The following is a 25734-nucleotide window of genomic DNA, read 5'->3' as shown; positions in this document are numbered from 1 at the left end:
TAGATGAATATCAATTGGCTTTTATTATACTCGAAAAAACCTCATGAAATCTCAGCTTTCCATGCGTCATTGGGCGTTTGTCGTTATTATATTTCCAACATTGCTAATTAGTTTGCTACTTGGTGGCATTTTAATTTACAAACGTCATATGGAACTGGAAAACGTTTTAATAGAGCGAGGACTTTCTTTAGCTGAACCTCTAGCCATGTTAACAGCCAAGTCTATTCAACAAAATGATATAGAATTTCTAGCAGAATCGTTAGATTTAGCGCATCGACGCGGTAGTCCAGCGGTTAAAAACATCACGGTATTCTCGCCTGATCATCAAATATTTTTATCAACTAACGAACATGCCAGAATTCAAGAAACGAAATTGCCAGCCGGTAAAGCGATTCCTGCAGTCAGTAGCGTGCAACGATTCGGTGATATCGTGTATATCCGCTCTCCAATTTGGGGAGAAAATATTAAGTCATCAAATTTATTGGTAATTAATGGTGATAATCGTGCTCTTTATGGCTATCTAGTCGTAGAGCTAAGTCGTAATAAAGTGTTATTGCAGCAACAGTCGTCACTATTGTTAATGGTAAGTGTTTTAGTTGTGGCTTTATTTATCAGTTTTGCCGTTGCGCAAATGTTCATTAAGAAGCTCATTAACCCGATTGAAAGAATTAACAAGTCGATAAAGAAAATAGCGGCGGGTAACACTAAGTTACGAATAACTGAGCAGTATTTGGCGGAGTTAAATGTACTGCGTGACGGAGTCAATACACTTGGAAAAAAAATTCATTTAGCCAATGAACAAGCCGAACATAATATTAGTGAGTATACTCAAGAGCTGCATCAAACTGTAGAACTGTTAGAAATACAAAACGTGGAGCTAAGTATTGCGAGAAAAGATGCGCAAGCAGCGAATGACGTTAAATCACAATTTCTTGCAAATATGTCACATGAGCTAAGAACCCCACTTAATGGCGTACTAGGCTTTACAAGGCAGCTGAAAAAGACTCCTTTAAATGATAATCAAAATGATTTTTTAGAAACAATAGAGTCTTCTGCTAAAAATCTATTAAGAATTATTAATGACATTTTAGATTTCTCAAAATTAGATGTTGGCAAAATGGAGCTGGAGACAATTCCTTTTTCATTAAGAGATACCGTCAATGAAGTGATGACTTTAATGGCACCGACTATTTTTGATAGAGGAATTGATGTTCACCTTGGTATTGACTCAGCTACACCCGACTCGTTAAGAGGTGATCCAGATCGCCTTAAACAAATCATTCTTAATTTAATGGGTAACGCTCTGAAATTTACTCATCAAGGTTTTATTCGATTGGATGTTCAGTACAAAGGGGGCGATGAACAGGGCCATAAAATAAAATTTATCGTCTCAGATACAGGTATTGGCATAGAAAAAGATGTAATTCAAAAGTTGTTTTCTGCTTTTGGTCAAGCGGATAGCTCCGTTACGCGACGCTTTGGTGGCACCGGACTTGGCCTTAATATTTGTAAAAAACTAATTGAAGCGATGGGCGGTAAAATCAGTGTTAAAAGTGAAAAGGATCACGGTAGCAGTTTTTATTTCGATATTGTTGTGAAAGAAAACAGTATTGCAGTCGCTGAACCTATAGTTACAGACGTACTAAACCAAAAACGCATTCTCATCTTCGACAACAATAAGCAATCGCTCAACGATATAAATAACCTATTAACAGATTATACGAATTTAAAAATTGTAACGTGTGAAAGCCAGGCTGAATTTACCGAAAAGTTGAAGCAAGACTTTGACTTGGTGTTGATTTCTAGAAATGTTTCGCCAAGTACAATTGGCCTTTTACAGCAACTTGTATCAGAGGCAACAGCATCATGTACGAACACAATAGCCATGATAGGCAGTATTTCACCTAATCTAAAAGAAGCGCTCATTGGGTCTGGTGCAATAGCCTGTATTAGTAAACCAATTAACCATAAGAAACTGATTGAGGCATTAACAAGTCCATATCAAGAAGCTGAGCCAACAGAGCAAGTAAAATCAACATCTTTTAGTGGATTAAAGGTATTAGCCGTTGACGATAATAAGTCTAATTTAAAGCTATTAACGACGCTGCTAACGGAAATGGCCGTAGTGGCTGACACTGCATATGACGGTCTTGAAGCGGTTAACATGGCTAAAAAGCATAGCTACGACTTGATATTTATGGATGTTCAAATGCCAATCATGGATGGAGTCACCGCCTGTAAAGAAATTAGAGCATCCTCAATTAACGAGACTACACCTATTATATCAGTGACCGCTCATGCAACATCTGAAGAACAAGAAACAATGTCAGACTGTGGTTTTGATGATTACTTAGCGAAACCGATAGATGAATCCGTTCTTAAACAGATATTGATAGAATTTGCAGGCAATGGTTACAAGGTGACAAATAATCAAGTGATTTCAAAGGAGGCGGTTCTAAGAGGTGGTTCGGCACCTGATTTTGCAGGCTATCATCATATTGACTGGCCAATGGCGTTGCAAAGGGCTGCGGGAAAAAGAGATTTGGCAATACAAATGTTGGATTTAATGCTCAAGAGTATTCCTGCAACCGTAGAGTCAATAAATCACGGCATGAAAGAGGATGATGTTGAGCAGGTTATAAAAGCTATCCATAAGTTTCATGGCGCGTGTTGTTATACTGGAATACCAAAAATAAAATCATTAACTGAACAAATTGAAATAAACTTAAAAGCGCTACGAAAAATTAAGGCATTGGAGCCTGAGTTATTTGAACTGCTAGATGAGTTAGAGCAGCTAAAAGAAGAATCGCAAAGTTGGGTTTTGACCTAATAAATAAATTAGGTTTGTTACTTATTTTTTCTATGCAGCATTAAACGCTCTAAAGATTGTTTTAGCTTTTCATCGCTAGATTGCGCTATCGACTGTATTGAGTTAGCCACTTCCTCAGGAATTAAAGACGATTTTAGGCGAGCAGGTGGCGTCGTTATTTCTGAATTACTTGATCTTTTTAAGTGGTTTAATATTGTTGAGCGAGGGCTGACTTTCATCTCGACCGTAACGGTTGCTGGATTGATTTTACGCCTCACGTGCGAGAGAATGTTCGATTGATGCATTTTAAACGCTGTGGCGATCGTTGCTGATGGCGTTTCAAGGTATAATATCGAGTTTTTAAAGTTGCTAACGACGATGTTTTGAGCGATATTGTCGCCTAAAACAGAAACAAGTAGCTGTTGAATGGCTCGAAAATTGCTCGTTTTTTGTTGGTAGTTCACTAAATTCGCGCTTGCTTTGTCGCGTGACATTAAATCATTTAATGATTTTGGTGATTTCACAACATTTAATCCATATAGACTAGGTAGTATTTAATGAGTTTAACACTTATTTATAAAGGAAAGAACGTTAGCTTTAAGGTAAAAATGCCTAAAGCTCAATGGCTGCCTATCGCAGTTGGTTTCCTTGTTGCTGCCATTTGGTTCGTCAGCTATGCGGTTGTTGAGAACAGCGATACCAATCACGTTCGCGAACAACTGATATTAGCGCAAAAAGAATACAGTGACGAAAAGCTCCAAATTATTGATTTAAAACGTCAAGCTGAACATCAACTAAGCGCATTAACCCTAAAGTTAGGTGAAATTAAAGGCCAAGTTAATCGCCTAGACGCAGTCGCCAGTCGGGTCGCATCCCAAGCTAATATTCCCGCCGAAGAATTTAACTTTGATTTAGATTCAAGTATTGGTGGGCCTAGTACAGAGACAGCTGGCGATGTAGTTTCTAATGTGGATGACTTGTTCGCTGAAATGGAAGGAATGCTGCAAAAGCTTGATGGCCAAGAAAGAAGAATGGCAGTACTTGAATCTATATTAATGAATACCCATATAGAAGAAGAAATTTTTGTATCGGGCCGGCCTATAAAGTCAGGATGGTTATCTTCCTACTATGGGGTCCGAAAAGACCCATTTACTAGCATGCCTGCTATGCACAAAGGCTTAGATTTTGCCGGAGATGAAGACGCACCTGTTGTCGCGACAGGGGCAGGCGTGGTAACGTGGGCAGATAGTCGCTTCGGTTATGGAAACTTGGTGGAAATTGATCACGGTGATGGTGTGGTCACTCGATATGGACACAATAAGTCTCTATTAGTCGATGTTGGTGATATCGTCACAAAAGGCCAAGCCATCGGTAAGATGGGTAGCACGGGTCGCTCAACAGGCCCCCATGTGCATTATGAAGTGTTAAAACGTGGTAAACAAATTGATCCATTACCTTATGTTTACCGAAAAGCGAACTAGTGAAATATAAAGCCAGGATTGGTGTCTATCTAGTTGTACAGGAACTAAACAGTCGGCCTTTAGCCGATTGTTTTCATTATAAGAACAGTCAGAAGTAAAGCTGAAAAATATGATCTCTTCACTATTAACAAAATTATTCGGTAGCCGAAATCAACGTACGCTAAAACAATTAAACAAAATCGTCGATGCGATTAATGCTTTAGAGCCACAATTTGAGAGTCTCTCGGATGCTGAGCTTAAAGCAAAAACGGTCGAGTTCCGCACTCGTTTAGAGGCAAATGAAACGTTAGACGATATTCTTCCAGAAGCCTTCGCCACAGTTCGTGCCGCAAGCAAAAGAGTATTTGAAATGCGTCACTTTGACGTGCAAATGATTGGTGGCATGGTTTTAAACTCAGGCAGTATTGCAGAAATGCGTACTGGTGAAGGTAAAACATTAACGGCAACTTTGCCGGCTTATCTAAATGCCCTAACAGGTAAAGGTGTGCATGTTATCACCGTAAACGACTACCTAGCTCGTCGTGATGCTGAGTATAATCGACCTCTTTTTGAATTCTTGGGCATGAGCGTTGGTTGTAACGTTCCGGGTATGAATCATGAAGAGAAAAAGCAGGCATATCAAGCCGACATTACTTATGGTACGAACAATGAATTTGGTTTTGACTATTTGCGCGATAATATGGCATTTAGCGCAGAAGAACGAGTTCAAAAAGCACTAAACTTTGCACTGATCGACGAAGTTGACTCCATTCTAATTGATGAAGCTCGTACCCCTTTGATTATTTCTGGTCCAGCTGAAGATAATTCTGAAATTTACATTGAAATAAATAAAATTGTGCCACTTCTTGAGCGCCAAGAAAAAGACGATGAAGAGGGCGTTGAGGGTGATGGCGACTACACTGCCGATGAAAAAGGCAAACAAGTTTATTTAACGGAGCGCGGTCAGATTCGCGTTGAGCAAATTTTACAAGAAGCTGGCGTGATTGCAGAGACAGACTCTTTATTCAGTGCTGTCAATATTCCTTTGCTTCATAATGTTTATGCTGCACTTCGTGCCCACATCATGTATCAAAAAGATGTTGATTATATTGTTAAAGATGACGAAGTTATTATCATCGATGAACATACTGGCCGTACAATGGAAGGGCGTCGTTGGTCTGAAGGGTTACATCAGGCGGTAGAAGCGAAGGAAGGTGTTCGTATTCAAAATGAAAACCAAACATTAGCTTCTATTACGTTCCAAAATTTCTTCCGTATGTATGACAAATTGTCAGGCATGACAGGTACAGCTGATACTGAAGCATTTGAATTTCAACAAATTTACGGACTAGATACGGTAGTAATCCCTACTAATAAACCTATGATCCGTAATGATATGACGGACTTGGTTTATCTAACGCAGTTAGAAAAGTACCGAGCAATTATTAAAGATATTAAAGATTGTCAAGAACGTGGTCAGCCTGTTTTAGTTGGTACGGTTTCAATCGAATCTTCTGAATTGCTTTCGCAGTTATTGAAAAAAGATAAAATTAAACACTCGGTTCTAAATGCTAAGCAACATGAAAAAGAAGCACAGATTGTTGAAGACGCAGGTCGTTCAGGCTCAGTAACTATTGCAACTAACATGGCCGGTCGTGGTACCGATATCGTGTTAGGTGGAAACTGGAATGCAGAAGTTGCGCGTCTTAAAAACCCAACGGAACAACAAATAGAGCATATTAGATCGGAATGGAAAAAGCGTCATGATGACGTAATTAAAGCCGGTGGTTTACATATTATTGGTACTGAGCGTCACGAATCTCGTCGTATAGATAACCAGTTGCGTGGTCGTTCTGGGCGTCAGGGTGATGCAGGTTCATCGCGTTTTTACCTATCGATGGAAGACACATTAATGCGCTTGTTTGCCTCTGAGCGTGTCACTGGCATGATGCGCAAACTAGGTATGGAAGAGGGTGAGGCAATTGAGCATCCTTGGGTAAACAAAGCTATCGAAAATGCTCAACGTAAAGTTGAAGCTCGTAACTTTGATATCCGTAAGCAATTATTAGAATATGATGATGTTGCGAATGATCAGCGTAAAGTTATTTACTCACAGCGTGACGAGTTATTAGACGATGGTGATATTGGTGAAGTTATTGAGAGTATTCGCCGAGATGTTGTTGCTACGGTTTTAGATACACATATTCCACCTCATTCCCTAGAGGAAATGTGGTCTTTAGAAGCGCTAGAAGAGCAATTATCTGCTGATTTTGGTGTGGAAATGCCAGTTCGTAAATGGCTAGATGAAGACAAGAGCTTGCATGAAGAAACGCTTAAACAAAGAGTGAGCGAAGAAATTGATGCGATGTATCTAGAAAAAGAACAACACGTTGGTCCAGAAGTGATTCGTCATTTCGAAAAAGCTGTAATGTTACAAACATTAGACCAGCATTGGAAAGAGCACTTGGCGGCAATGGACCATCTTCGTCAGGGCATTCACTTGCGTGGCTATGCACAGAAAAACCCGAAACAAGAATATAAGCGTGAATCTTTTGAGTTGTTCAGCAATATGCTAGAGCAGCTTAAAATTGAAGTGATAAAAATCTTATGTCGAGTGCAAGTTAAAGCTGAAGAAGATGTTGAAGCTGTTGAAGAGCAACGTCGTAAGGCTGAAGCGGCGGAAAGAGAATATCAACATGAATCAGCTAACCAGTTAGCCAATGAGCAAAAAACAGAAGTTAGTGTTAGCAACCGCGTCAAGGTTGGTCGTAACGATCCTTGTCCATGTGGTTCAGGTAAAAAATATAAACAATGTCACGGTAAGTTAAGCTAGCGCTCAACTAGCTTGGTGATATTAAAAAAGGTGAGCAGAGCTCGCCTTTTTTGTTATATAGATTCTGTTAAAGATTTTTAGGTAACGTAGTAGGCGGTTATGACACAAACAAACATGTCTGATAATAAGCGAGCGATACGAGTTGCAGCTGCTATTATTCGAATTAATGGGAAATATCTATTAAGTAAACGTCTAGAACATTTGCATCAGGGCGGAAAGTGGGAGTTTCCCGGTGGTAAAATTGAATCCGATGAGTCCGTTGAACAAGCCTTAGTACGAGAGCTTCAGGAAGAGTTAGGCATAACTCCAACAGTACAAACTCGCTATCACGAGTTAGAGTTTGATTATCCTGAAAAACGTGTGCAGTTATATTTTCAACTTGTTGAGAACTTTAACGGTGAGCCTGCGGGAAAAGAGGGGCAGTTGGTAAAATGGTTCAGTAAAAACGAGCTTTTAGCTTTAACGTTTCCTGATGCAAATGAGCCTATACTTAAGCTTATAGAAGCTGAAAAATAAAAGCATACTGCATTGTATAAATGCAAAGCAGTATTTGAGTAGATACACTAATATTGTTACACTTCGGCGCAATTTTCTGAGTCGTTTTTAATTTAAAGGTTATTATTAAATCCATGTTTGAGATCAATCCGGTTCTAAACCAATTAGCTGATATCCGTGAACGTACCGAAGTCCTTCGGGGGTACCTTTGACTATGCTGGCAAAAAAGAGCAGCTAGAAGAAGTTAGTGGTGAACTAGAAGATCCAAATGTGTGGAACGATCCTGCTAAAGCCCAAGCGCTAGGCAAAGAACGTTCAATGTTAGAGGCCATAGTAAAAACGATTGATGAGCTTGACCAAGGTTGTGAAGACATTGATGGTTTAATTGAACTGGCACAAGAAGCCGAAGACGAAGAAACGTTTGAAGAAGCGCAGTCGGAGTTAAATGATTTAACGAGTAAATTAGAACTACTAGAGTTTCGTCGTATGTTTTCTGGTGAACTAGACGGCAATGACGCTTATATTGATTTACAAGCGGGCTCTGGCGGTACAGAAGCGCAAGACTGGTGTAATATTTTACTTCGTATGTATTTGCGTTGGTGTGAAGCGAAAGGATTTAAAACTGAATTAATTGAAGTTACAGATGGTGATGTTGCGGGTATCAAAGGTGCAACAATCCGTATTAGTGGTGAATATGCGTTTGGTTGGGCAAGAACAGAAACGGGTGTACACCGTTTAGTTCGTAAGTCTCCGTTTGATTCAAACTCTCGTCGCCATACGTCTTTTGCGTCTGCATTTGTTTATCCCGAAGTAGATGACAATATTGACATCGATATTAATATGTCTGATTTAAAAATTGATACATACCGAGCGTCAGGCGCTGGTGGTCAGCACGTAAACACCACCGATTCAGCGGTTCGTATTACACACTTGCCAACCAATACAGTGGTGCAATGTCAAAACGAACGCTCACAACATAAAAACAAAGACCAAGCGATGAAGCAGTTAAAAGCAAAGCTTTATGAATTGGAAATGCTTAAGCAAAACGAACAAAAACAAGCAGCTGAGGACAACAAGTCGGATATAGGCTGGGGCAGTCAAATTCGTTCATACGTATTAGACGACTCACGTATTAAAGACTTAAGAACAGGTGTTGAAAGTCGTAACACGCAAGCAGTCTTGGATGGCGGTTTGGACAAATTTATTGAAGCAAGCTTGAAAGCTGGGTTATAAGACTTTTAATAAATCGTGCAAGTAAGTCTGTAAATTATTAATTAGACAGTAGAACAGACTTACACTAAAAATAAACAGTACATAAATCATTAGATTAATCATTATACGGTAATTGAGAACATAAATGACTGAACAAACTCAAGACGCGAACAAACTCATTGCAGAGCGTCGTGCAAAGTTAGAAAACATTCGCGAAAACTGCTCGGCTAATGCACATCCAAACAAATTCCGTCGTGAACATTACAGCGACGACCTTCAACAAGAGTTTGGTGAGTTCGAAAAAGAAAAGTTAATTGAAATGGATACAAAGGTATCTATTGCTGGCCGTATTATGGCTAAGCGTGGTCCGTTCATGTTATTACAAGACATGAAAGGTCGCATTCAAGCGTATGCAGACAAAAATGTTCAGAAAGATCTAAAAGAAAAATATGGTGTTTTAGATATTGGTGACATCATTGGTGTGTCTGGTGCTTTACATAAGTCAGGAAAAGGCGACCTATACGTAAATATGGAAAGCTATGAGCTACTTACAAAGTCGCTTCGCCCATTGCCAGAGAAGTTTCATGGCCTAACAGACCAAGAAGCAAAGTATCGCCAACGTTATGTTGATTTGATCACAAACCAAGATACTCGCAAAACATTCATGATCCGGTCAAAAGTTGTGGAAGGTATTCGTCGTTTCTTAGCAGACCGTGAATTTATGGAAGTAGAAACGCCAATGCTGCAGGTAATTCCTGGTGGCGCATCAGCCCGTCCATTCATTACGCACCATAATGCAATGAGTCGTGACATGTATCTTCGTATAGCGCCAGAGCTATACTTGAAACGTTTGGTTGTTGGCGGTTTTGAACGTGTATTCGAAATTAACCGTAACTTCAGAAACGAAGGTCTTTCAACTCGCCATAACCCTGAATTCACAATGATTGAATTTTATCAGGCTTATGCTGACTACAATGACTTGATGGACTTAACAGAAGAAATGTTACGTACCGTTGCAAACAATGTATTAGGTTCTGCAGTTGTAATTAATACGGTTAAAGACGCAGAAGGTAACGTTGTTGAAACGAAAGAATATGACTTTGGACAGCCTTTTACTCGCTTAACCATGTCTGATGCGGTTCTTAAGTATTACGATGAAGCAGCAAATAATCCTGAATGGGCAGCTGCAATTAAAGATCCTGAAAACAACTTAGACACGCTAAAAGTGATTGCTAAAAAGCTTCACATTAAAGAGCCTGAAGTAGAAGGTATTTGGGGTGCAGGTAAATACCTTTGTGAAATCTTTGAAGCGACAGCGGAAGAGAAGTTAGACCAACCAACGTTTATTACAGGCTACCCGTGGGAAGTATCTCCATTGGCTCGTCGTAATGATGAAAATGCGTTTATTACCGACCGTTTTGAATTCTTTGTTGGCGGCCGTGAGCTTGCAAACGGTTTCTCAGAGTTAAACGACGCTGAAGACCAAGCAAACCGCTTTAAGAAACAAGTTGAAGAAAAGGATGCCGGTGACATTGAAGCAATGCACTTTGATGAAGACTACATTCAAGCGCTTGAGTATGGTTTACCACCTACAGCTGGTGAAGGTATCGGTATTGACCGTTTAGTAATGTTGTTCACTGACTCACCAACCATCAAAGACGTTATTTTGTTCCCGCACATGAAGCCGGTTGCTAATAATGAGCAACAGGACGACTCGGCGGAATAAGGCGCCCGTTTTAGAAGTGAGCAACAACGCTTGCGGCTAGATGCCAAAGACAAGTTGCCCTTTTATAAAAAGGATTAAAAAAAGGAGCTCATCTAGACGGGCTACTGAATGAACTTGGAGGCCACTGTATTTAACAGTGGCTTTTTTGCAACCCCACTATATAAAACACTCACTTATAGCTAAGAAACCTACCAAATCATCTTAATTACTAGTAACAGCACTACAATTAGTACTTAAATTTCAACAATATATTATAAAAATCAGTCAGATTATCTATAATTCCTCAATAATGATAGCTTGATCTGCAAGCCAACTCTCAAGAGAAGGAGTCCCTACAAAAATTCCGACTACTTGCTTTGTTGGGTCTAGAACAAAATACGTTGGGAAACCCTGTTGACCTGTAGCTTCTAACAGAGCTGATTCTGCGTAGTCGTCCTCATAGGCAATGAACGAGTATTCAAGTTCACTAGTGTTTAAGTATCTCTTAAATGCATTAATATTATTTGTTCCAGCTATACCTATAACTTTAATATTCTCAGAAGCATTTAATGAGTTATTTAAAGGAATTGCTTTTCTACAGAAACCACAAAACTCACTATAGAGTTGGATTATTGTGAATTTTGATGAAGAGATGATCACATCTATATTCTGCCCTTGTAATGTTAAGGCTTTAATGGGCCATATTTCTCCTAAAACTGGTCTAGGAATTCTTATGCTGGTTAAAGCATTTTCAATTCCTTGCTGCCTAGCTATGTCTTTTTTATTTCTATCAGACAACGCCTGACGATTCTCTAGTGAATTAGTTTTGTAAAGCTGGATTAGAATTTTACCGTTGTAAAAAGAGTTAGAGCTAAGAGAGGACATACTAATACCAGTATCATTAACAAAGCCCACTGATTCCATTTTAGGTTCAAGAAAATGTGTATTTCCTCGTCCATCCGTGACTGTAATTAAAAATTCATTAATAACTCTATTGTTATTGCCGCTAAGGGAGTACGGTGCAGAAATAGAGCCTCTAAGCACTCCATTCTCTGCATAGAGCATTACGGGCGGATAAATTGTTAACGTTGATGAATAGGGTAACTCAGTTTCAACTTTATGCCAGAGTAACCAATCGGCAGGATTAATCTCTTTAGATATACTGAAGCTTGAGAATAAAAACAAAATTAGGTTGAATACGGTTTTCATTACTTTCCTTGTAACTGCTTTATAACTCTATAAATTAGCAACTTTGAAAATCGCTATCAACAGTAAAAGGCATATACACTTAAAAAGGCATGATAACATGCTGAAAATCATAAGCTAATTGTAATGGCTTGGCTTTTAGCTTACTTAATGTTGATAATTAATGTACTGTTTTATTTTAAATTTCTATCAGAAAAACGTAAAAAGCTACCAATAACAGAATTGGTAGCTCCAAGTTCATTCAGTAGCCCGTCTTCTAGAGCTCCTTTTTTAATGTGTCAATCTATTTCAGGACGGGTCATATCCAGTCTATTTTTTCAGTGCTAACTGCGAAATATCATTCGCCCAATCTGTTTTTGGAAACTCTAAAAAGCGACCTAACTCAACGCCATTTTTATATACGATAACCGTTGGGGTCTTTTTAATAGAGTGTTTTAGTGCGATGCCACTAGGATCCGATTTGGCGGTATCCAGGCCATAAAACCAAACGTTAATGTTGTTATTGTTGACTTGTTCGAATAGTGAAATTAAGCGGGGTACTTCTCTTACACTGTCGTGACACCACTCGCCAAAAAACACTTTTACTTCTATTGGTTCTGCAATAGCGCGAAGGGAGGCTAGATCAGCTTTGCTGTAGGTCACATCGTTTTTATGCGAAGCGAAAGACTTAAACTCTTTTAATATACTTGGGCCGGAAATTTCGCCAACAAAAAAGTCCTTTGCCAAGCTTGGTGCGGAGGAAAGCGTTAGAGATAGCAAAATAGCGGTAAGTGTTTTATTCTTCATGGTATTACCCTGGAATGTTTAAAAGCGCGTAGTCCCATTAGAACATAAGGCGCTCAAATATTGGAATTTTTGTAATGAAAAAAAGAGTAACGTTATGGATGACGGTTGTATTTTTCGGCTTGTTTGTCGTACCTAGTTGGGCGGCAAAAACCTATTTAACAACGGCAAAAGTCGACGTTTATGATGAGCCGAATGGCAAGGTAATTCAAACTTGGCCTAGCCACACTCTATTTACATCGAACATGGAAGACACGCTCTGGGTTCGAGTGTCCGGACACTTTCCTGAAGGTGAGTGGCAGTCCATTTTTCCAATGTGGTATATAAAAGTATCAAGTAATATTGAAGAACAGCACCCACAAACGACCTCCGCGCCTGCGACTATATTTCATGTTCCGTTAGAAACGTTACTCGATGCTAAAAAGCAAAAGGCAAAAGCTTATCGGCTGCTAGAAGATGCAACGGTTTTTGATCGACAAGGTAAAGCAATTGCTCAATGGTATAAGGGAAAAACATTCACCAGCGCCTTCGAAAATGAAGACTCATTGAAAGTCACTGGACATTTTCCTGAAAACAAATGGCAGCCATTACCAGAGCCTGTTTGGTTAATAAAGCCAGTGCGTTTGCAAGACAGAACGCAACCCAAGCAAATTAAACGCTCTGCTGATACCCAACGTTTAGTTATTATCGACAAGTCTTCTTTTAACGTGACGGTTTATGAGCAAACTATGCAAGACATCAAACCAATCATGACTTCTCCCGTTGCGCTCGGTTACGACAGGTGCCTACCAAAGAGCCAAGGCGGTAAATGTTACTATACGCCAGAGGGTGAGTTTAATGTTGAGTTTAAGTTGTTTGATAGCGACGGAATTAAATGGTGTATACCTAAAAAAATGGAAGTCGAATTCGCCGATAAAATAGCCAGAGGTGAGCGGTGCTGGCGAGGCATTATGGGTAATCACGCTTTACATTTTGGTGACTCGCTCTTTTTACATGGGACGTCTAACCCTGGCTCAATTGGTAGTCGCACTACTCATGGTTGTGTACGTCTTAGAAACAGTGACATCGAACTGGTTTATAGTTTATTAGACAACGGTGACAAAGTTATTATTACAAGTGACGTTAATGAAAAGTTGGCTGAACTAAAACAGCGTAATAAAGACTTGTTAAATGAAAGTTTGTTAACAAAAGAGACTGAGAAAGAGGGCTTACTTGAAGCCACACTTTCCGAGCAATAAAATCAATTAAGGTTTTACTAAAGGCAGTTGTTTTGCTTGCCAACCAAGCATATCACCGTCTAAGTGAATGAAGTCGGTAAGGCCATTTTTTCGCATCATAGATTCAGCTTTTTCAGCCCTGCGACCACTTCGACAATGAACAACAATGGTTTTTTCAATCCCTTTTAATTTAGCTATTTCATCAATAATGGCGTGATGTGGAATATTAATCGCGCCTTCAATATGGCCTTCGGCAAATTCGCTAGGCGAGCGGACATCCAAAATTTGGTAGTTATCCTTGTTTTTTAAATATTCTTCAGCGGATATTTTAGCAGTATCCGCTGCCGTACTCGTATAACTCATAAGCCCAAATAACGCACTGACGAGCAGGGTAAATAGATTTTTTAACATAAAAACTCCTTATTGATAGATAACTAAATAGTGTTAGCGATTAACCAAAATAATAATAAAAGCACTAATACAAAAATAATGAATCGGGTATTCCAACTTTGAAGTTCAGCAATGGTAGTTTGAGACGGTTTCTGTCCCTCATTAATTCGTAGTCGTTTTGCCTTTACGCCATTAAACATAGCGGGACCTGCCATTTCAATTCTGCAACCTGCTGCAACTATGCACGACCAAACTAGTTCAACTAAGCTTTGCTGCTGTGGCCAGTCAGGTTGATATTTACGAAACATTCGCCACCACCCAGGACTCGACTTAAATACAGAGTAAATTGGCGCAACCATCACAACAATTACCCAATCTAACGCTGAGCGGACTGCTAGACTTGGTAACCCAAAGCTATCAAATTTAGGGTCGAAAGCACACCAACGCTGAACGGCGATGTCCAATACTCGATAAGCAATCGCAGCAACGCCTCCAAAAGCAAGAAATAGTATTATGGGCGTTAACCATGCGGTTGCCCACGAACGTATTTCCACCTCTAAAGCGCCTTTGACAATTCCAAGGGGCGATAGTGGTTTGGTATCAAATTCAGCATGCTCGGCTAAGTAGTCCTTTGCTAAGGTGTTCTGCTTATTGTGCAGGGCATCTTTTATTGATTTATTAACTTTCGCGACGGAATGGTAACTAAGGCTAATGTATAGAAGAATTGCCTCTGTCCATACATCATAGGGCATGATAAACAACAATGCCCAAATAATGACAGTGACAAATACAAAGTAGGTAAGTAACGACATGAAACCCGAGATTTGGCGCTGTCGATCGCTGCCAGGCGTATTTACCTTTTTAGCGATAGCATCGGCTAGAAGAGCACATAATTTTAAAGGCGAATATCGAAACGGGATAGGTAATATCCATTCAACAATAATGACAATGGCTGCAGCCAATAAGTGTGGAAGTTCAGCCATTGTTTCAATCATAATATTGAATGTTACTTAGATAATTTATTTAAAAGCTTCATCACTAACTCAGATGAGTTTTTAGACGCGATTTCTAGATAGGCATCGAAGCTCATTGGAGATTCCTCTCCTGCAATATCCGAAAGTGAACGAATCACTAAAAACGGCGTATCCATTTGATAGCAAGTCTGTGCGATTGCGGCACCTTCCATTTCTACTGCAAGCATATCTGGAAATTGTTGACGAGTCGCCTCGATACGAACCGGGTCACACATAAAGCTGTCGCCTGTCGCAACTAAACCCACTTTACAAGTGATCTCGTCCATTTCTGCGATTGACTCTTTTGCCAATGCCACCAACTTTTCATCGGCACTAAAACGCGCTGGCATGTTAGGCACTTGACCAAACTCATAATTAAACGCAGTAACATCGACATCATGATGAACAAGCTTATTACCAACCGCAATGTCACCTACTTTTAGTTCTTTGTCAAAACCACCCGCTGAACCGGTATTAATAACATATTCAGGATTAAAGTTATTAATTAACAATGCAGTTGCAATAGCCGATGCAACCTTGCCAATACCTGACTGAACTAATACCACATCCTGACCATTTAGCTGCCCCGAAAAGTATTCATAGTTGGCTATTTTTGTGGTGTTCAGGTTTTCCATGTTGTTCTTTAAAATGGCAACTTCTGGTTCCATTGCGCCAATAATCGCAATTGTCATATCAAACTCTCTTGTAAATTTGGATAGTAATCTATCAATCTGAAATTAAGAGAAATTATAATAGAGCGATAGCTCCTTGGCTATGCAAAAGCACTAAAAACAGAAATAGAGGTAGGTGTCAAAAATAAAACGTTTAAATGGCACAGTATCTGCTTATATCGATAAAGAATTATCTATCGTTTAGTGGAGAGTTATATGGAATGGGTTTTAGTATTATTAGTAGGGTTGATTTTGACCATTGCGCTAGTGGCCAGTCACTTTATTGACACCAGCAATCCTTATCCTTTTAAAAAGAAGTCACAGCTATTTACTAACGTTGAACGAGGCTTTTTGGCTTTGTTGGATAAAGCTGTAGGTAATGACTACCGAATAGTTAATCGTGTACGTCTGCAAGATATTATTGAAACCAAAGATAGCGTTAAAGGTCGAGCTAAGCGTTCAGCTATGATTAAAGCGTCTAGCAAAGTGATTGATTACGTACTTTGTGACCCTCAAACTTATCGCATTATTGCAGCTGTAGATTTAGTGAATCAAGCGAGTGGTGGTCATAAATCAAAGCAAGACTGGTTTGTAACGGGCGCACTAGAAGCCGCCGGTATTCCTCATATTCGTATAAAAGTGAAAACAGGTTACAAAGTCGACGAAATTAGAAATGGCATTTTATACAAAATTGGCAAAAAAGAGCGTGCCTATCCGCCAGAACCTATTTTCAAAGGTAACATTCCTCGCCGACCTGTAGGTGCTTTATCTGCTGGGCAAGTAAAGGCACAGTTAGGTGGTCTTGGCATAGCAAAAGCATCTTAGAAGTCTTGTCATCATGATGGATGATTTCAGTAAAATAGGCTAATCATTGAGTTTGTGGAGTGAGTTAGGTAACCTGACCACTCCAATAGCAAACAGAACCTTAATTAATGGAAATAGAGTTAAAGTTTCTTATCCAACCTGACTTAGTGGCAAAGTTTATTTCTGCACTAAGTTCTTCACATTTTAATATCACTACAACTCACCAAAAGCAATTACGCAATGGTTACTTCGATACCGATGATCAAACGTTACGAAGTTTTGACATGGGTCTTAGAATCCGCTCGAGTAAATTCTCAAACGGTCATATTGAAGCTGAGCAAACCGTTAAGTTAGCGGGTCAAGACATTGGTGGTCTTCATCGCCGTCCAGAATTTAATGTTGAGTTACCAACGCCAGTGAATTTAGTAGCCGACTTAAGTTTATTTGATGACAACATATGGCCAACAGGATTTGTTGTAAATGACATCCAGCCTAATTTGAAATTGTTATTTGAAACGGATTTTGAAAGAACGACTTGGCTCGTTGAAATGCCCTCAGGCACCGTAATTGAATGTGTATTAGATCAAGGTGTTATTCGCTCGGGTTCACAAGAGTCTATTATTAGTGAAATTGAGCTTGAATTTGTGTCTGGTCAAGAAAAGGATCTTTTTAATCTCGCTCATTATATAAATTCACAAGTTGATGTGCGCCTTGGTTTCCTTAGTAAAGCCGCCCGAGGTTATCAGCTTCTGACGGGCAAAATGCTGAAATGCACAGATCTTAATCGAATTGAATTACCAGAAAACGTCGAATTTGAAACCGCTTTAATTCAGGCCTCCTCCGAGGCATTAAAATTTGTTCAGCACAATGAACAAGTTTTTTGTTCGTCAATGTCACCTAAAGCACTTAGAAAAGTCATTGATGGCTGGTCATTGATCATCCATATACTACAGCTTTTTTCGTCTGCATTACCGCAAACTCAAATAGAACACTTTATTGAAGCTTTTAAAAGCATTCGTCACCAGCACAAATGGGTCGATGGCTTTTATCAGTTAAACCAATTGGTTAGCCGAAAGAGTCCATACCGAAAAGAAATAGAAAACAGCGAGCATTTGTCAGAATTAATGGCACAGCAACAATTACCTGAATCAAAGTTAATGAAAGCTGTGGGCTTTTTTAGTACCACTGAGTACAACCAATTAGTGGTAAATTTTGTTGAGTGGTTGAGCCAAAAACAATGGCGACAATCTATGCCACTTGAAAATTTAGGTTTATTGAAAGAGCCTCTCGTTGAGTTTTCAAATTTGTGGCTAGAAAAAGCCTGGCAAAACGTTCAGGTAGCGTTAGCGAATTACACGAACAATAGTGATAAAGCTAACTTAGTTGCTCTTTATTGGCCACTTGTGGAATCGATATTAACTGGAATAACGTTAGGTAGCTTGTACGCAGAGCAGGGCGAATCAATGCATAACAGTCAACATGATTTGCTGGTGGGTTGTGAAGAGTTTTTATTACTAACACGACTTGAAAGATTATTAACCGTCGATGCCCAGGACAGCGAAAATAATGATACCTCGTTAAATGCAGCGGTGAGTTCTGAATATCTAGCTTGGGTTAAGGGTAAGCAAGATAGCTTAAACAAGGCGTTGGCAGCCTCAATTGGCAGTATCAGCCAAATTAAACCGTATTGGTAGATAATAATTGTGAATGACGAAGCTGAGTTTGAACAAGCCAGTAATAAGCAAAATGGCAATAGTGCAACAATAAGTCTAGAACATTTAGATGCGTCGTTACGCCAATTGGGTGAACGTCGTTTAGACGAGCTTTGCGCGTTAAATATATGTCGCGTCGACGAGGATAACGCGCCGACATTAATTTATTTACTGGCTATTAGCGACTTTATTTACCGCAATTGCACCCGTTATCCGGAAGTTTTAAAAGATTTGGCAAATAATCATTTAAACTTGCAAACCCCAACTTGGTCTATGACCGAAAAAGAATGGCAAGCAAAAAATGAGCAAGAAGCGCTAAAAGCCCTACGCATCCACCGACAACACATAATGACAAGCATTGCTGCTCAGCATTTTCTTGGTCAGATCGATATTAAAAACAGCATGCGACAACTTTCTTATGCGGCAGACTTATTTTACGGACTGGCGCGTCAATGGGCCGAAGCGGATTTAGCACCTCGTTGGGGTTTACCAATATTAAACAATGGTAACCGTGTCGCATTAATTGCCATGGGAATGGGTAAGCTAGGAGGATATGAACTTAACTTTTCTTCCGATATAGACTTAATTTTCTGTTACAGAGAAAAAGGAGTGACTTCCGGAGGGCGAAAACAAGAAGATTTCCAAGCTTACTTTACTAAATTATCACAAAAAATTATTCATTTACTCGATACGTTAACACCTGATGGTCAAGTTTTTAGAGTGGATATGCGCTTGCGGCCGTTTGGTGACAGTGGCCCATTAGTGAGTAGCTTTGCTGCACTTGAAGATTATTACCAAGAGCAAGGCCGAGAGTGGGAGCGATACGCGCTTTTAAAGGCTAGGCCATTAGCTCATTATGACTTTACTTCTGATGAAGAAGCGTCGGCTCAAAGGCAACTGATTAATTTGCTAAAACCTTTTGTGTACCGGCGTTATATAGACTTTAGTGTCATCGAGTCGTTGCGCACGATGAAACGACAGATTGAAACGGAAGTGGTAAGACGAAACCTAGTAAACAATATAAAACTAGGCAAAGGTGGAATTAGAGAAGCCGAATTTATCGTACAAGCCTTGCAAATGTTGCGAGGCGGAAAAGAGCCTCAATTACAGCTACCTAGTTTTTTATCAGTATTACCAGAGCTCGCCAGAATAAAAATATTTACTGAAGATGAAGCAAACGCAATTCAGACAAGTTATCTTTGGTTGAGAAATTGCGAGCAGTATTTACAAGCGTTTGATGACAAACAGACACAGACGCTTCCCAAGGATAAGACAAATCAAAATCGATTGCTTGCGACGTTAGGGTTAAGTGACTGGGCGCACTTACTAACCAAGGTTAATAATGTTACTCAAGTTATACACCATATTTTTGGTGAGTTAATTGGCGAAACGCCTTCTGATCAAAATGCAAAGAGTGACCCAAGAAGCGAATATTGGCAATCAGCCTGGTCTTCAGATCCACAAGAAGTTGAAATACCAATTACCGAGTCTGAACATCAGGTAAGCACTGAAGCAGATAGTCGTAAGTCGTTAGCGCTTTGTTTAAATGAACTCAAACCGGACTTAATTAAAGCGGTACTGAGTAGCAAAGGCCGGGACCGTTTGGATCTATTAGTTCCGCATTTAATGTCTGAGTGCGAACGCCAACAAACATCTACTCAGCAATGTCGTGATATCCTTCAGATTATAAAAAGAATAGCGGCTCGTACGACATACTTGGCGTTGTTAGTTGAACATCCCGGCGCATTGACTCAGCTAGTGAGCCTAGTTTCAGCGAGTCACTTCATTGGCCAAGAATTAAAAAACTTCCCTTTACTTTTAGATCAATTAATTGATCCCAAGTTATTGTATACCGTTCCAAAACTTAGTGATTATGAAGCGGACTTAAGACGCAGTTTACTGAGAGTTGATGAGGACGATTTAGAATTACAAATGGAAATATTGCGTCAGTTTAAGTTGTCTTCACAATTAATTATTGCTGCTTGTGATATCTCTCAAATAATCGACCTGCCTAGCGTTAGTAATCATTTGACCGCTTTATCAGAAGCGATATTAAATCAGGTGGTGAATCTTTCATGGCGTCAAATGGTTAAAAAGTATGGTTATCCAGACGGCGCGACTGACATGGATAAAAACTTTGCCGTAGTTGGCTATGGAAAGTTAGGTGGCCATGAGCTGGGTTACGGATCAGATTTAGACGTAGTGTTCATACATGGTTGTGAAAGTAGTAAGGCGACAAACGGTAAGAAAGCAATCGATTCTCGACAATTTTATTTAAAGTTAGCCCAAAGGATCCTTCACTTTTTCACCACAAGAACACCGAGCGGTATTCTATATGAGCTTGATACTAGACTAAGACCCTCTGGCGCCAGTGGTTTGCTGGCAATAAACATTAATACTTTTGACGACTATCAACACAATGAAGCTTGGACTTGGGAGCATCAGGCGTTAGTTCGAGCAAGAGCCGTGTTAGGTTGTGAACATCTAATTATTCAATTCGAGGATGTTCGAAAAAGTATTTTAAAGGCCACTCGTAATAAAACCGAATTAATAAATGATATAAGCGCCATGCGTCAGCGAATGTTTGAAAATCTCAGTAAAGAAAGCGAGACCATGTTTGATTTAAAACAGTCACGCGGTGGAATAGCGGATATTGAGTTTATAACCCAATATTTGGTTTTACAGTTTAGCCAGAAATTCGAAAAGTTGGCGGACTATTGTGATAATAAACGGCTATTGGAATTGGCAGCACAGCTTAACCTAATCTCGAAAGATGATAGTCAAAAGTTGTGGTTAGCCTATGAGGACTATCGCATTTTGTTTCATCAACAATCGTTAAATTTGGAAGAAAAGCGAATACCACATGCTGTAGTTCAAACACATGCACATAACGTAAAATGCATTTGGCATCGCCTTGGTATGAGTTAATTTATTATTTTTACTGAGCGTTGAAAGTGATTTTTTTTGGTTTTCTGGCTTATCAAAAAAAAGTTCAAAAAATTGTAAAAAAATTTAACTTTTTTAGTTGAAAACGTATTTAGTACCCCCACTAATAGTGCAAGAATTAATTTATCCCTTTTAATAGTTGTTTTCGGAGTAAATCTCATGGGTAGAATCATCGGTATCGATTTAGGTACAACAAACTCTTGTGTCGCTGTTTTAGATGGTGACAAGCCTCGTGTAATTGAAAACGCGGAAGGCGATCGCACAACTCCTTCTATCATTGCATACACAGATGAAGGTGAAATATTAGTAGGTCAACCTGCTAAGCGCCAAGCGGTTACAAATCCAAAAAATACATTATTCGCAATTAAGCGTTTAATCGGTCGTCGTTTTGAAGACAAAGAAGTTCAACGTGATATCGACATCATGCCATTTAGCATTGTTAAAGCTGACAATGGTGATGCATGGGTTGAAGTTAAGAACGAAAAAATGGCGGCACCTCAGGTGTCTGCTGAAGTTCTTAAGAAAATGAAAAAGACAGCAGAAGACTTCTTAGGTGAGAAAGTAACGGGTGCGGTTATTACGGTTCCGGCTTACTTCAATGACTCACAACGTCAAGCAACTAAAGACGCTGGTCGTATCGCTGGTTTAGACGTAAAACGTATCATCAACGAGCCTACTGCTGCAGCGTTAGCGTACGGTGTTGGTAAAAAAGGTAGCGACAATGTTGTTGCTGTTTACGACTTAGGTGGTGGTACATTTGATATCTCAATCATTGAAATTGATGAAGTAGATGGCGAGCAAACGTTTGAAGTATTAGCGACAAACGGTGACACGCACTTAGGTGGTGAAGACTTTGACAACCGTGTAATCAATTACCTAGTTGAAGAATTCAACAAAGAACAAGGTGTTAACCTTAAAAATGACCCGCTAGCAATGCAGCGTGTTAAAGAAGCCGCTGAAAAAGCAAAAATTGAATTATCTTCAGCACAACAAACTGAAGTTAACTTACCATATGTGACTGCAGATGCATCTGGTCCTAAGCACATGAACATCAAGATCACTCGCGCTAAGCTAGAGTCTCTTGTTGAAGATATGATTCAAGCGACACTAGAGCCATTAAAAGTGGCACTTAAAGATGCAGACTTATCAGTAAGCGATGTGAACGATATCATCCTAGTTGGTGGTCAAACACGTATGCCTAAAGTTCAAGCGGCTGTTACAGAGTTCTTCGGTAAAGAGCCTCGTAAAGACGTTAACCCTGATGAAGCAGTAGCAATTGGTGCAGCGATTCAAGGTGGTGTACTTTCTGGTGACGTTAAAGACGTATTATTACTAGACGTAACTCCATTATCTCTAGGTATCGAGACAATGGGTGGCGTGATGACTTCGGTTATTGAAAAGAACACAACGATTCCAACTAAGCAATCGCAAACGTTCTCTACAGCAGAAGACAATCAATCAGCGGTAACGATTCATGTTCTTCAAGGTGAGCGTAAGCAAGCGTCAAGCAACAAGTCGCTTGGTCAGTTTAACTTAGAAGGTATTCGTCCTGCTCAACGTGGCGCACCTCAAATCGAAGTAACATTCGATGTTGATGCTGACGGTATCTTACATGTATCTGCTAAAGATAAAGATACAGGTAAAGAGCAAAAAATTACGATTCAAGCGTCTTCTGGTTTATCAGATGATGAAATTGAAGCAATGGTACGTGACGCAGAAGCGAATGCTGAAGAAGACAAAAAGTTTGAAGAGTTAGCGCAAGCACGTAACCAAGCAGATGCACTAGCACATGCAACAGAAAAGCAAGTGACTGAAGCTGGCGACGACCTTCCAAGTGACGATAAAGAAGCTATCGAAAAAGCAATCAATGAGCTTAAAGATGCCTCTAAGTCTGGTACTAAAGAAGAAATCGAAGCAAAATCTCAAGCATTAATGGAAGCATCACAAAAGCTTATGGAAATTGCGCAAGCGAAAGCCCAAGCTCAAGGTGGCGCTGGTGCCGAAGGTGCTGAGCAAGCAACAAATGCAGCTGACGACGATGTAGTAGATGCTGAATTTGAAGAAGTTAAAGACGATAAAAAATAATCGTTAAGACTTTGTAAAAGTTAACAAAATTAACATGGGCGTTTTATACGCCCTTGTTTGTTAATTACGTATTGTTAAATTGCTTTCTTAGTTACTTGTTTTTTAAAGCTGTGGCTATATGAAAGGTAAGTAGTTAAGAGAATTAAAAGGTACTTTTTTTATTATGTCGAAACGCGATTATTATGAAGTTCTAGGTGTCGATAAAGGTGCATCAGAGCGTGACATCAAAAAAGCATACAAACGCCTCGCTATGAAATATCACCCTGACCGTACCTCGGGCGATAAAGACTTAGAAATAAAATTTAAAGAAGTTAAAGAAGCTTATGAGGTGTTGTCTGATGAAGATAAGCGTCATAAGTACGATCAACATGGTCATGCTGCGTTTGAACATGGTCATGGTGGCGGTGGTTTTGGCGGTGGTCATGCCGACTTCTCGGACGTATTTGGTGACGTTTTCGGTGACATATTCGGTGGTGGTCGTCGTGGTGGTGGCGGACAACGTCAGCAACGAGGCTCAGATCTTCGCTATAACTTAGAGATGAGTTTAGAAGATGCAGTACGTGGCAAAGAGCTGGAAATTAAAGTACCGACGTGGGTGTCTTGTAAGCCATGTGACGGTTCAGGTGCAAAAGCGGGCTCTAAGCCAAAAACCTGTTCAACCTGTCATGGCGCTGGGCAAGTGCAAATGCGCCAAGGCTTCTTTGCAGTTCAGCAAACATGCCCAACGTGTAAAGGTCAAGGCCAGATTATTTCTGATCCTTGTAACAGCTGTCATGGTCAAGGCCGAGTTGAAAAAACAAAGACCTTATCAGTTAAGATCCCAGCGGGTGTTGATACCGGCGATCGAATTCGTTTAGCTGGTGAAGGCGAAGCGGGCGCAAATGGAGCACCAGCGGGTGATTTGTTTGTACAAGTTCATGTTAAAGACCACCCAATCTTTGTGCGTGACGGAAGTAATTTATATTGCGAAGTTCCAATTGGCTTTACAACGGCTGCACTTGGTGGCGAAATCGAAGTTCCGACATTAGATGGTAGAGCGAAGCTTAAAGTGCCGTCTGAAACGCAAACTGGCAAAATGTTCCGCTTGCGTGGTAAAGGTGTTAAGTCGGTGCGTGGTGGTGCTGTTGGTGATTTACTGTGTAAAGTAATGATAGAGACGCCGGTTAACTTGAACGACAAGCAAAAAGACTTATTGAAGCAGTTTGAAGAAACGATGACTGGTAAAACTTCAAAATACCGTCCAAAAGAACAAGGTTTTTTTGATGGTGTTAAAAAGTTCTTTGACGACTTAACAGGGTAGATAATTTAACGACACAATCGCGTTAATTCATCTTTGAACTTAAGTTTTATCGGATTAAAAGCCAGCGAATTGCTGGCTTTTGTTGTTTTGGGCGGTATTAGAATTAGCAATGTTTTTAACAATCGTTATGGAACGCTTTGTATGCGGGTTTTGATAATGTCCCACGTCTTTAATTGATATGTATTTATATTGCCTGGGTTGATAGTTAACGCGAGTTTTTTGGCTTCATTCAGCTTATTTTGATTCAATAAAAAGTATGTTAAGTTAATTTTTGCCGTTGTTATTGAGATTTTATGATCGTCTAATTGCGCGTATTTTAGCGCTTTTTTTAACATAGGTTCTGCGTTCTTAAAATTCTGCATATAAATATAACTATTACCAATATGCGTGTAAATTACCATTATTTGCTGGTTATTATTTAAAGCCTTTGCAAATGGTAAAGCCTCTAAGTAATGTTCAAGTGACAGCTGGTAATTTTCCATCCTTCGATACGCGTGTCCTAAATTACCATATAGTTCTAACATTAAATGTATGTTTTTACTTTTGGAAAACTTATTTTTGATAGAGAGTAAAATGTCTAAAGACTCTTCGATCTTTCCTAAATCTTGCAATAAGTTAGCGATGTAAATACTTCGCATGGGACTGTAAAAAACATCGTTAAGTTTGATTAAGTTCAGTTTTGCATCAAAAAGTAATTGAAGCGCCTGCTCCTTCTTTCCTTCTACTATTAATACTTTTGCTTTGTACATTGTTACATAGCTAACGAATGTCGCTGGCGCTTTTGCCAAATCAATTTCATTAATTTCTTGTTTTGCTAAGTTAAACTCTTTAATAGAGATTAAAGACTCAATTTGATGAATTTTGAGGTTAAACCACTTAAAAGTGTATGGTGTAGAATCTTGCAGTCCAGCGTTTGCAAATTCGAGACACTGTTTTGAGGGCGCTAAACAATCACTATTATTGTTCGCATTAATAGACGAGGAAAAAAAACCAAGTAACATTAAGGCTACATACCACTTAATTAGTGCTAACTTTGCGTTCAACCTAATCTCACTTTTTGAGGTTATTAAATTTAATATTTGATAATACTATG

Annotated in this window: 19 protein-coding genes; 12 read left to right on the top strand and 7 right to left on the bottom strand. The window is 39.5% G+C overall.

The genetic code is table 11. The annotated features are described in order from the left end of the window. Window positions 1-43 precede the first annotated feature (43 nt). Window positions 44-2830 (top strand): two-component sensor histidine kinase BarA, encoded by a 2787-nt coding sequence (gene barA / locus J9318_RS12020; RefSeq protein WP_210560137.1) that lies wholly within the window; start codon window positions 44-46, stop codon window positions 2828-2830. A 17-nt stretch (window positions 2831-2847) separates the two neighbouring features. Here the strand turns inward: barA and J9318_RS12015 are convergent, their stop codons facing one another. Beyond that, window positions 2848-3333 carry a DciA family protein gene (locus tag J9318_RS12015; RefSeq protein WP_210560136.1) on the bottom strand — a complete coding sequence of 162 codons (486 nt, stop codon included), beginning with the start codon at window positions 3331-3333 and terminating at the stop codon, window positions 2848-2850. Between the two features lie 33 nt (window positions 3334-3366). On the opposite strand from J9318_RS12015, the gene J9318_RS12010 reads away from it, so the two are divergent. From J9318_RS12010 to lysS, 5 genes are all read left to right on the top strand, one after another. After that, window positions 3367-4290: a M23 family metallopeptidase gene (locus J9318_RS12010; protein ID WP_210560135.1), complete on the top strand. Its 924-nt coding sequence runs from the start codon at window positions 3367-3369 to the stop codon at window positions 4288-4290. Between the two features lie 109 nt (window positions 4291-4399). After that, window positions 4400-7102 carry a preprotein translocase subunit SecA gene (gene secA / locus J9318_RS12005; protein WP_210560134.1) on the top strand — a complete coding sequence of 901 codons (2703 nt, stop codon included), beginning with the start codon at window positions 4400-4402 and terminating at the stop codon, window positions 7100-7102. Between the two features lie 99 nt (window positions 7103-7201). Further along, entirely contained in the window at window positions 7202-7618 is a 417-nt protein-coding gene (gene mutT, locus J9318_RS12000) for an 8-oxo-dGTP diphosphatase MutT (RefSeq protein ID WP_244731671.1), read from the top strand. A 113-nt stretch (window positions 7619-7731) separates the two neighbouring features. Next, window positions 7732-8830, top strand: a protein-coding gene (prfB, locus tag J9318_RS11995) for a peptide chain release factor 2 (RefSeq protein WP_210560133.1) whose coding sequence is annotated in 2 segments (ribosomal slippage) — window positions 7732-7806 and window positions 7808-8830 — 1098 coding nt in all. Because the reading frame shifts where the segments join, the coding sequence is not laid out codon by codon here. A 124-nt stretch (window positions 8831-8954) separates the two neighbouring features. Next, complete coding sequence (gene lysS, locus J9318_RS11990; protein ID WP_210560132.1) at window positions 8955-10535, top strand: lysine--tRNA ligase; 1581 nt, start codon at window positions 8955-8957, stop codon at window positions 10533-10535. Window positions 10536-10808: 273 nt separating this feature from the next. On the opposite strand, the gene J9318_RS11985 is transcribed toward lysS, so the two are convergent. Beyond that, entirely contained in the window at window positions 10809-11723 is a 915-nt protein-coding gene (locus tag J9318_RS11985; RefSeq protein ID WP_210560131.1) for a TlpA family protein disulfide reductase, read from the bottom strand. 306 nt (window positions 11724-12029) lie between these two features. After that, a complete protein-coding gene (locus J9318_RS11980; RefSeq protein ID WP_210560130.1) occupies window positions 12030-12506 on the bottom strand; it encodes a thioredoxin family protein in 477 nt (158 codons plus the stop codon). 74 nt (window positions 12507-12580) lie between these two features. Here J9318_RS11980 and J9318_RS11975 point away from each other — a divergent pair, with 74 nt between their 5' ends. Then, window positions 12581-13741 (top strand): L,D-transpeptidase, encoded by a 1161-nt coding sequence (locus tag J9318_RS11975; RefSeq protein ID WP_210560129.1) that lies wholly within the window; start codon window positions 12581-12583, stop codon window positions 13739-13741. A 6-nt stretch (window positions 13742-13747) separates the two neighbouring features. On the opposite strand, the gene J9318_RS11970 is transcribed toward J9318_RS11975, so the two are convergent. The 3 genes from J9318_RS11970 to mtnN are packed head-to-tail and all read right to left on the bottom strand — an operon-like array spanning window position 13748 to window position 15815. After that, on the bottom strand, window positions 13748-14131 hold the full coding sequence (locus J9318_RS11970) for a rhodanese-like domain-containing protein (RefSeq protein WP_210560128.1): 384 nt from the start codon (window positions 14129-14131) through the stop codon (window positions 13748-13750). A 23-nt stretch (window positions 14132-14154) separates the two neighbouring features. Further along, complete coding sequence (locus J9318_RS11965) at window positions 14155-15093, bottom strand: cobalamin biosynthesis protein (RefSeq protein WP_210560127.1); 939 nt, start codon at window positions 15091-15093, stop codon at window positions 14155-14157. Between the two features lie 23 nt (window positions 15094-15116). Next, window positions 15117-15815 carry a 5'-methylthioadenosine/S-adenosylhomocysteine nucleosidase gene (gene mtnN / locus J9318_RS11960; protein WP_210560126.1) on the bottom strand — a complete coding sequence of 233 codons (699 nt, stop codon included), beginning with the start codon at window positions 15813-15815 and terminating at the stop codon, window positions 15117-15119. 195 nt (window positions 15816-16010) lie between these two features. On the opposite strand from mtnN, the gene J9318_RS11955 reads away from it, so the two are divergent. The 5 genes from J9318_RS11955 to dnaJ all read left to right on the top strand — a co-directional run bounded on the left by J9318_RS11955 (window position 16011) and on the right by dnaJ (window position 24641). Further along, window positions 16011-16619, top strand: a complete 609-nt coding sequence (locus tag J9318_RS11955; RefSeq protein WP_210560125.1) for a DUF2726 domain-containing protein — start codon at window positions 16011-16013, stop codon at window positions 16617-16619. Between the two features lie 107 nt (window positions 16620-16726). Continuing rightward, window positions 16727-18292, top strand: a complete 1566-nt coding sequence (locus J9318_RS11950) for a CYTH domain-containing protein (RefSeq protein ID WP_210560124.1) — start codon at window positions 16727-16729, stop codon at window positions 18290-18292. Window positions 18293-18301: 9 nt separating this feature from the next. Beyond that, complete coding sequence (gene glnE / locus J9318_RS11945; RefSeq protein WP_210560123.1) at window positions 18302-21238, top strand: bifunctional [glutamate--ammonia ligase]-adenylyl-L-tyrosine phosphorylase/[glutamate--ammonia-ligase] adenylyltransferase; 2937 nt, start codon at window positions 18302-18304, stop codon at window positions 21236-21238. Window positions 21239-21415: 177 nt separating this feature from the next. Continuing rightward, window positions 21416-23341: a molecular chaperone DnaK gene (gene dnaK / locus J9318_RS11940; RefSeq protein WP_210560122.1), complete on the top strand. Its 1926-nt coding sequence runs from the start codon at window positions 21416-21418 to the stop codon at window positions 23339-23341. Window positions 23342-23504: 163 nt separating this feature from the next. Further along, the gene (dnaJ, locus tag J9318_RS11935) at window positions 23505-24641 is read left to right on the top strand and encodes a molecular chaperone DnaJ (RefSeq protein ID WP_210560121.1); all 1137 of its coding nucleotides are present in this window, start codon (window positions 23505-23507) and stop codon (window positions 24639-24641) included. 125 nt (window positions 24642-24766) lie between these two features. Here dnaJ and J9318_RS11930 read toward each other — a convergent pair whose 3' ends face one another. Continuing rightward, entirely contained in the window at window positions 24767-25684 is a 918-nt protein-coding gene (locus J9318_RS11930) for a tetratricopeptide repeat protein (RefSeq protein WP_210560120.1), read from the bottom strand. Between the last annotated feature and the right edge of the window lie 50 nt (window positions 25685-25734).

Origin of the sequence: Psychrosphaera aestuarii (genome assembly GCF_017948405.1) — a bacterium.
Taxonomy (GTDB): Bacteria; Pseudomonadota; Gammaproteobacteria; order Enterobacterales; family Alteromonadaceae; genus Psychrosphaera; species Psychrosphaera aestuarii.
The sequence above is the reverse complement of the archived record's forward strand: the minus strand, read 5'-3'. Positions and strand labels throughout refer to the sequence as shown.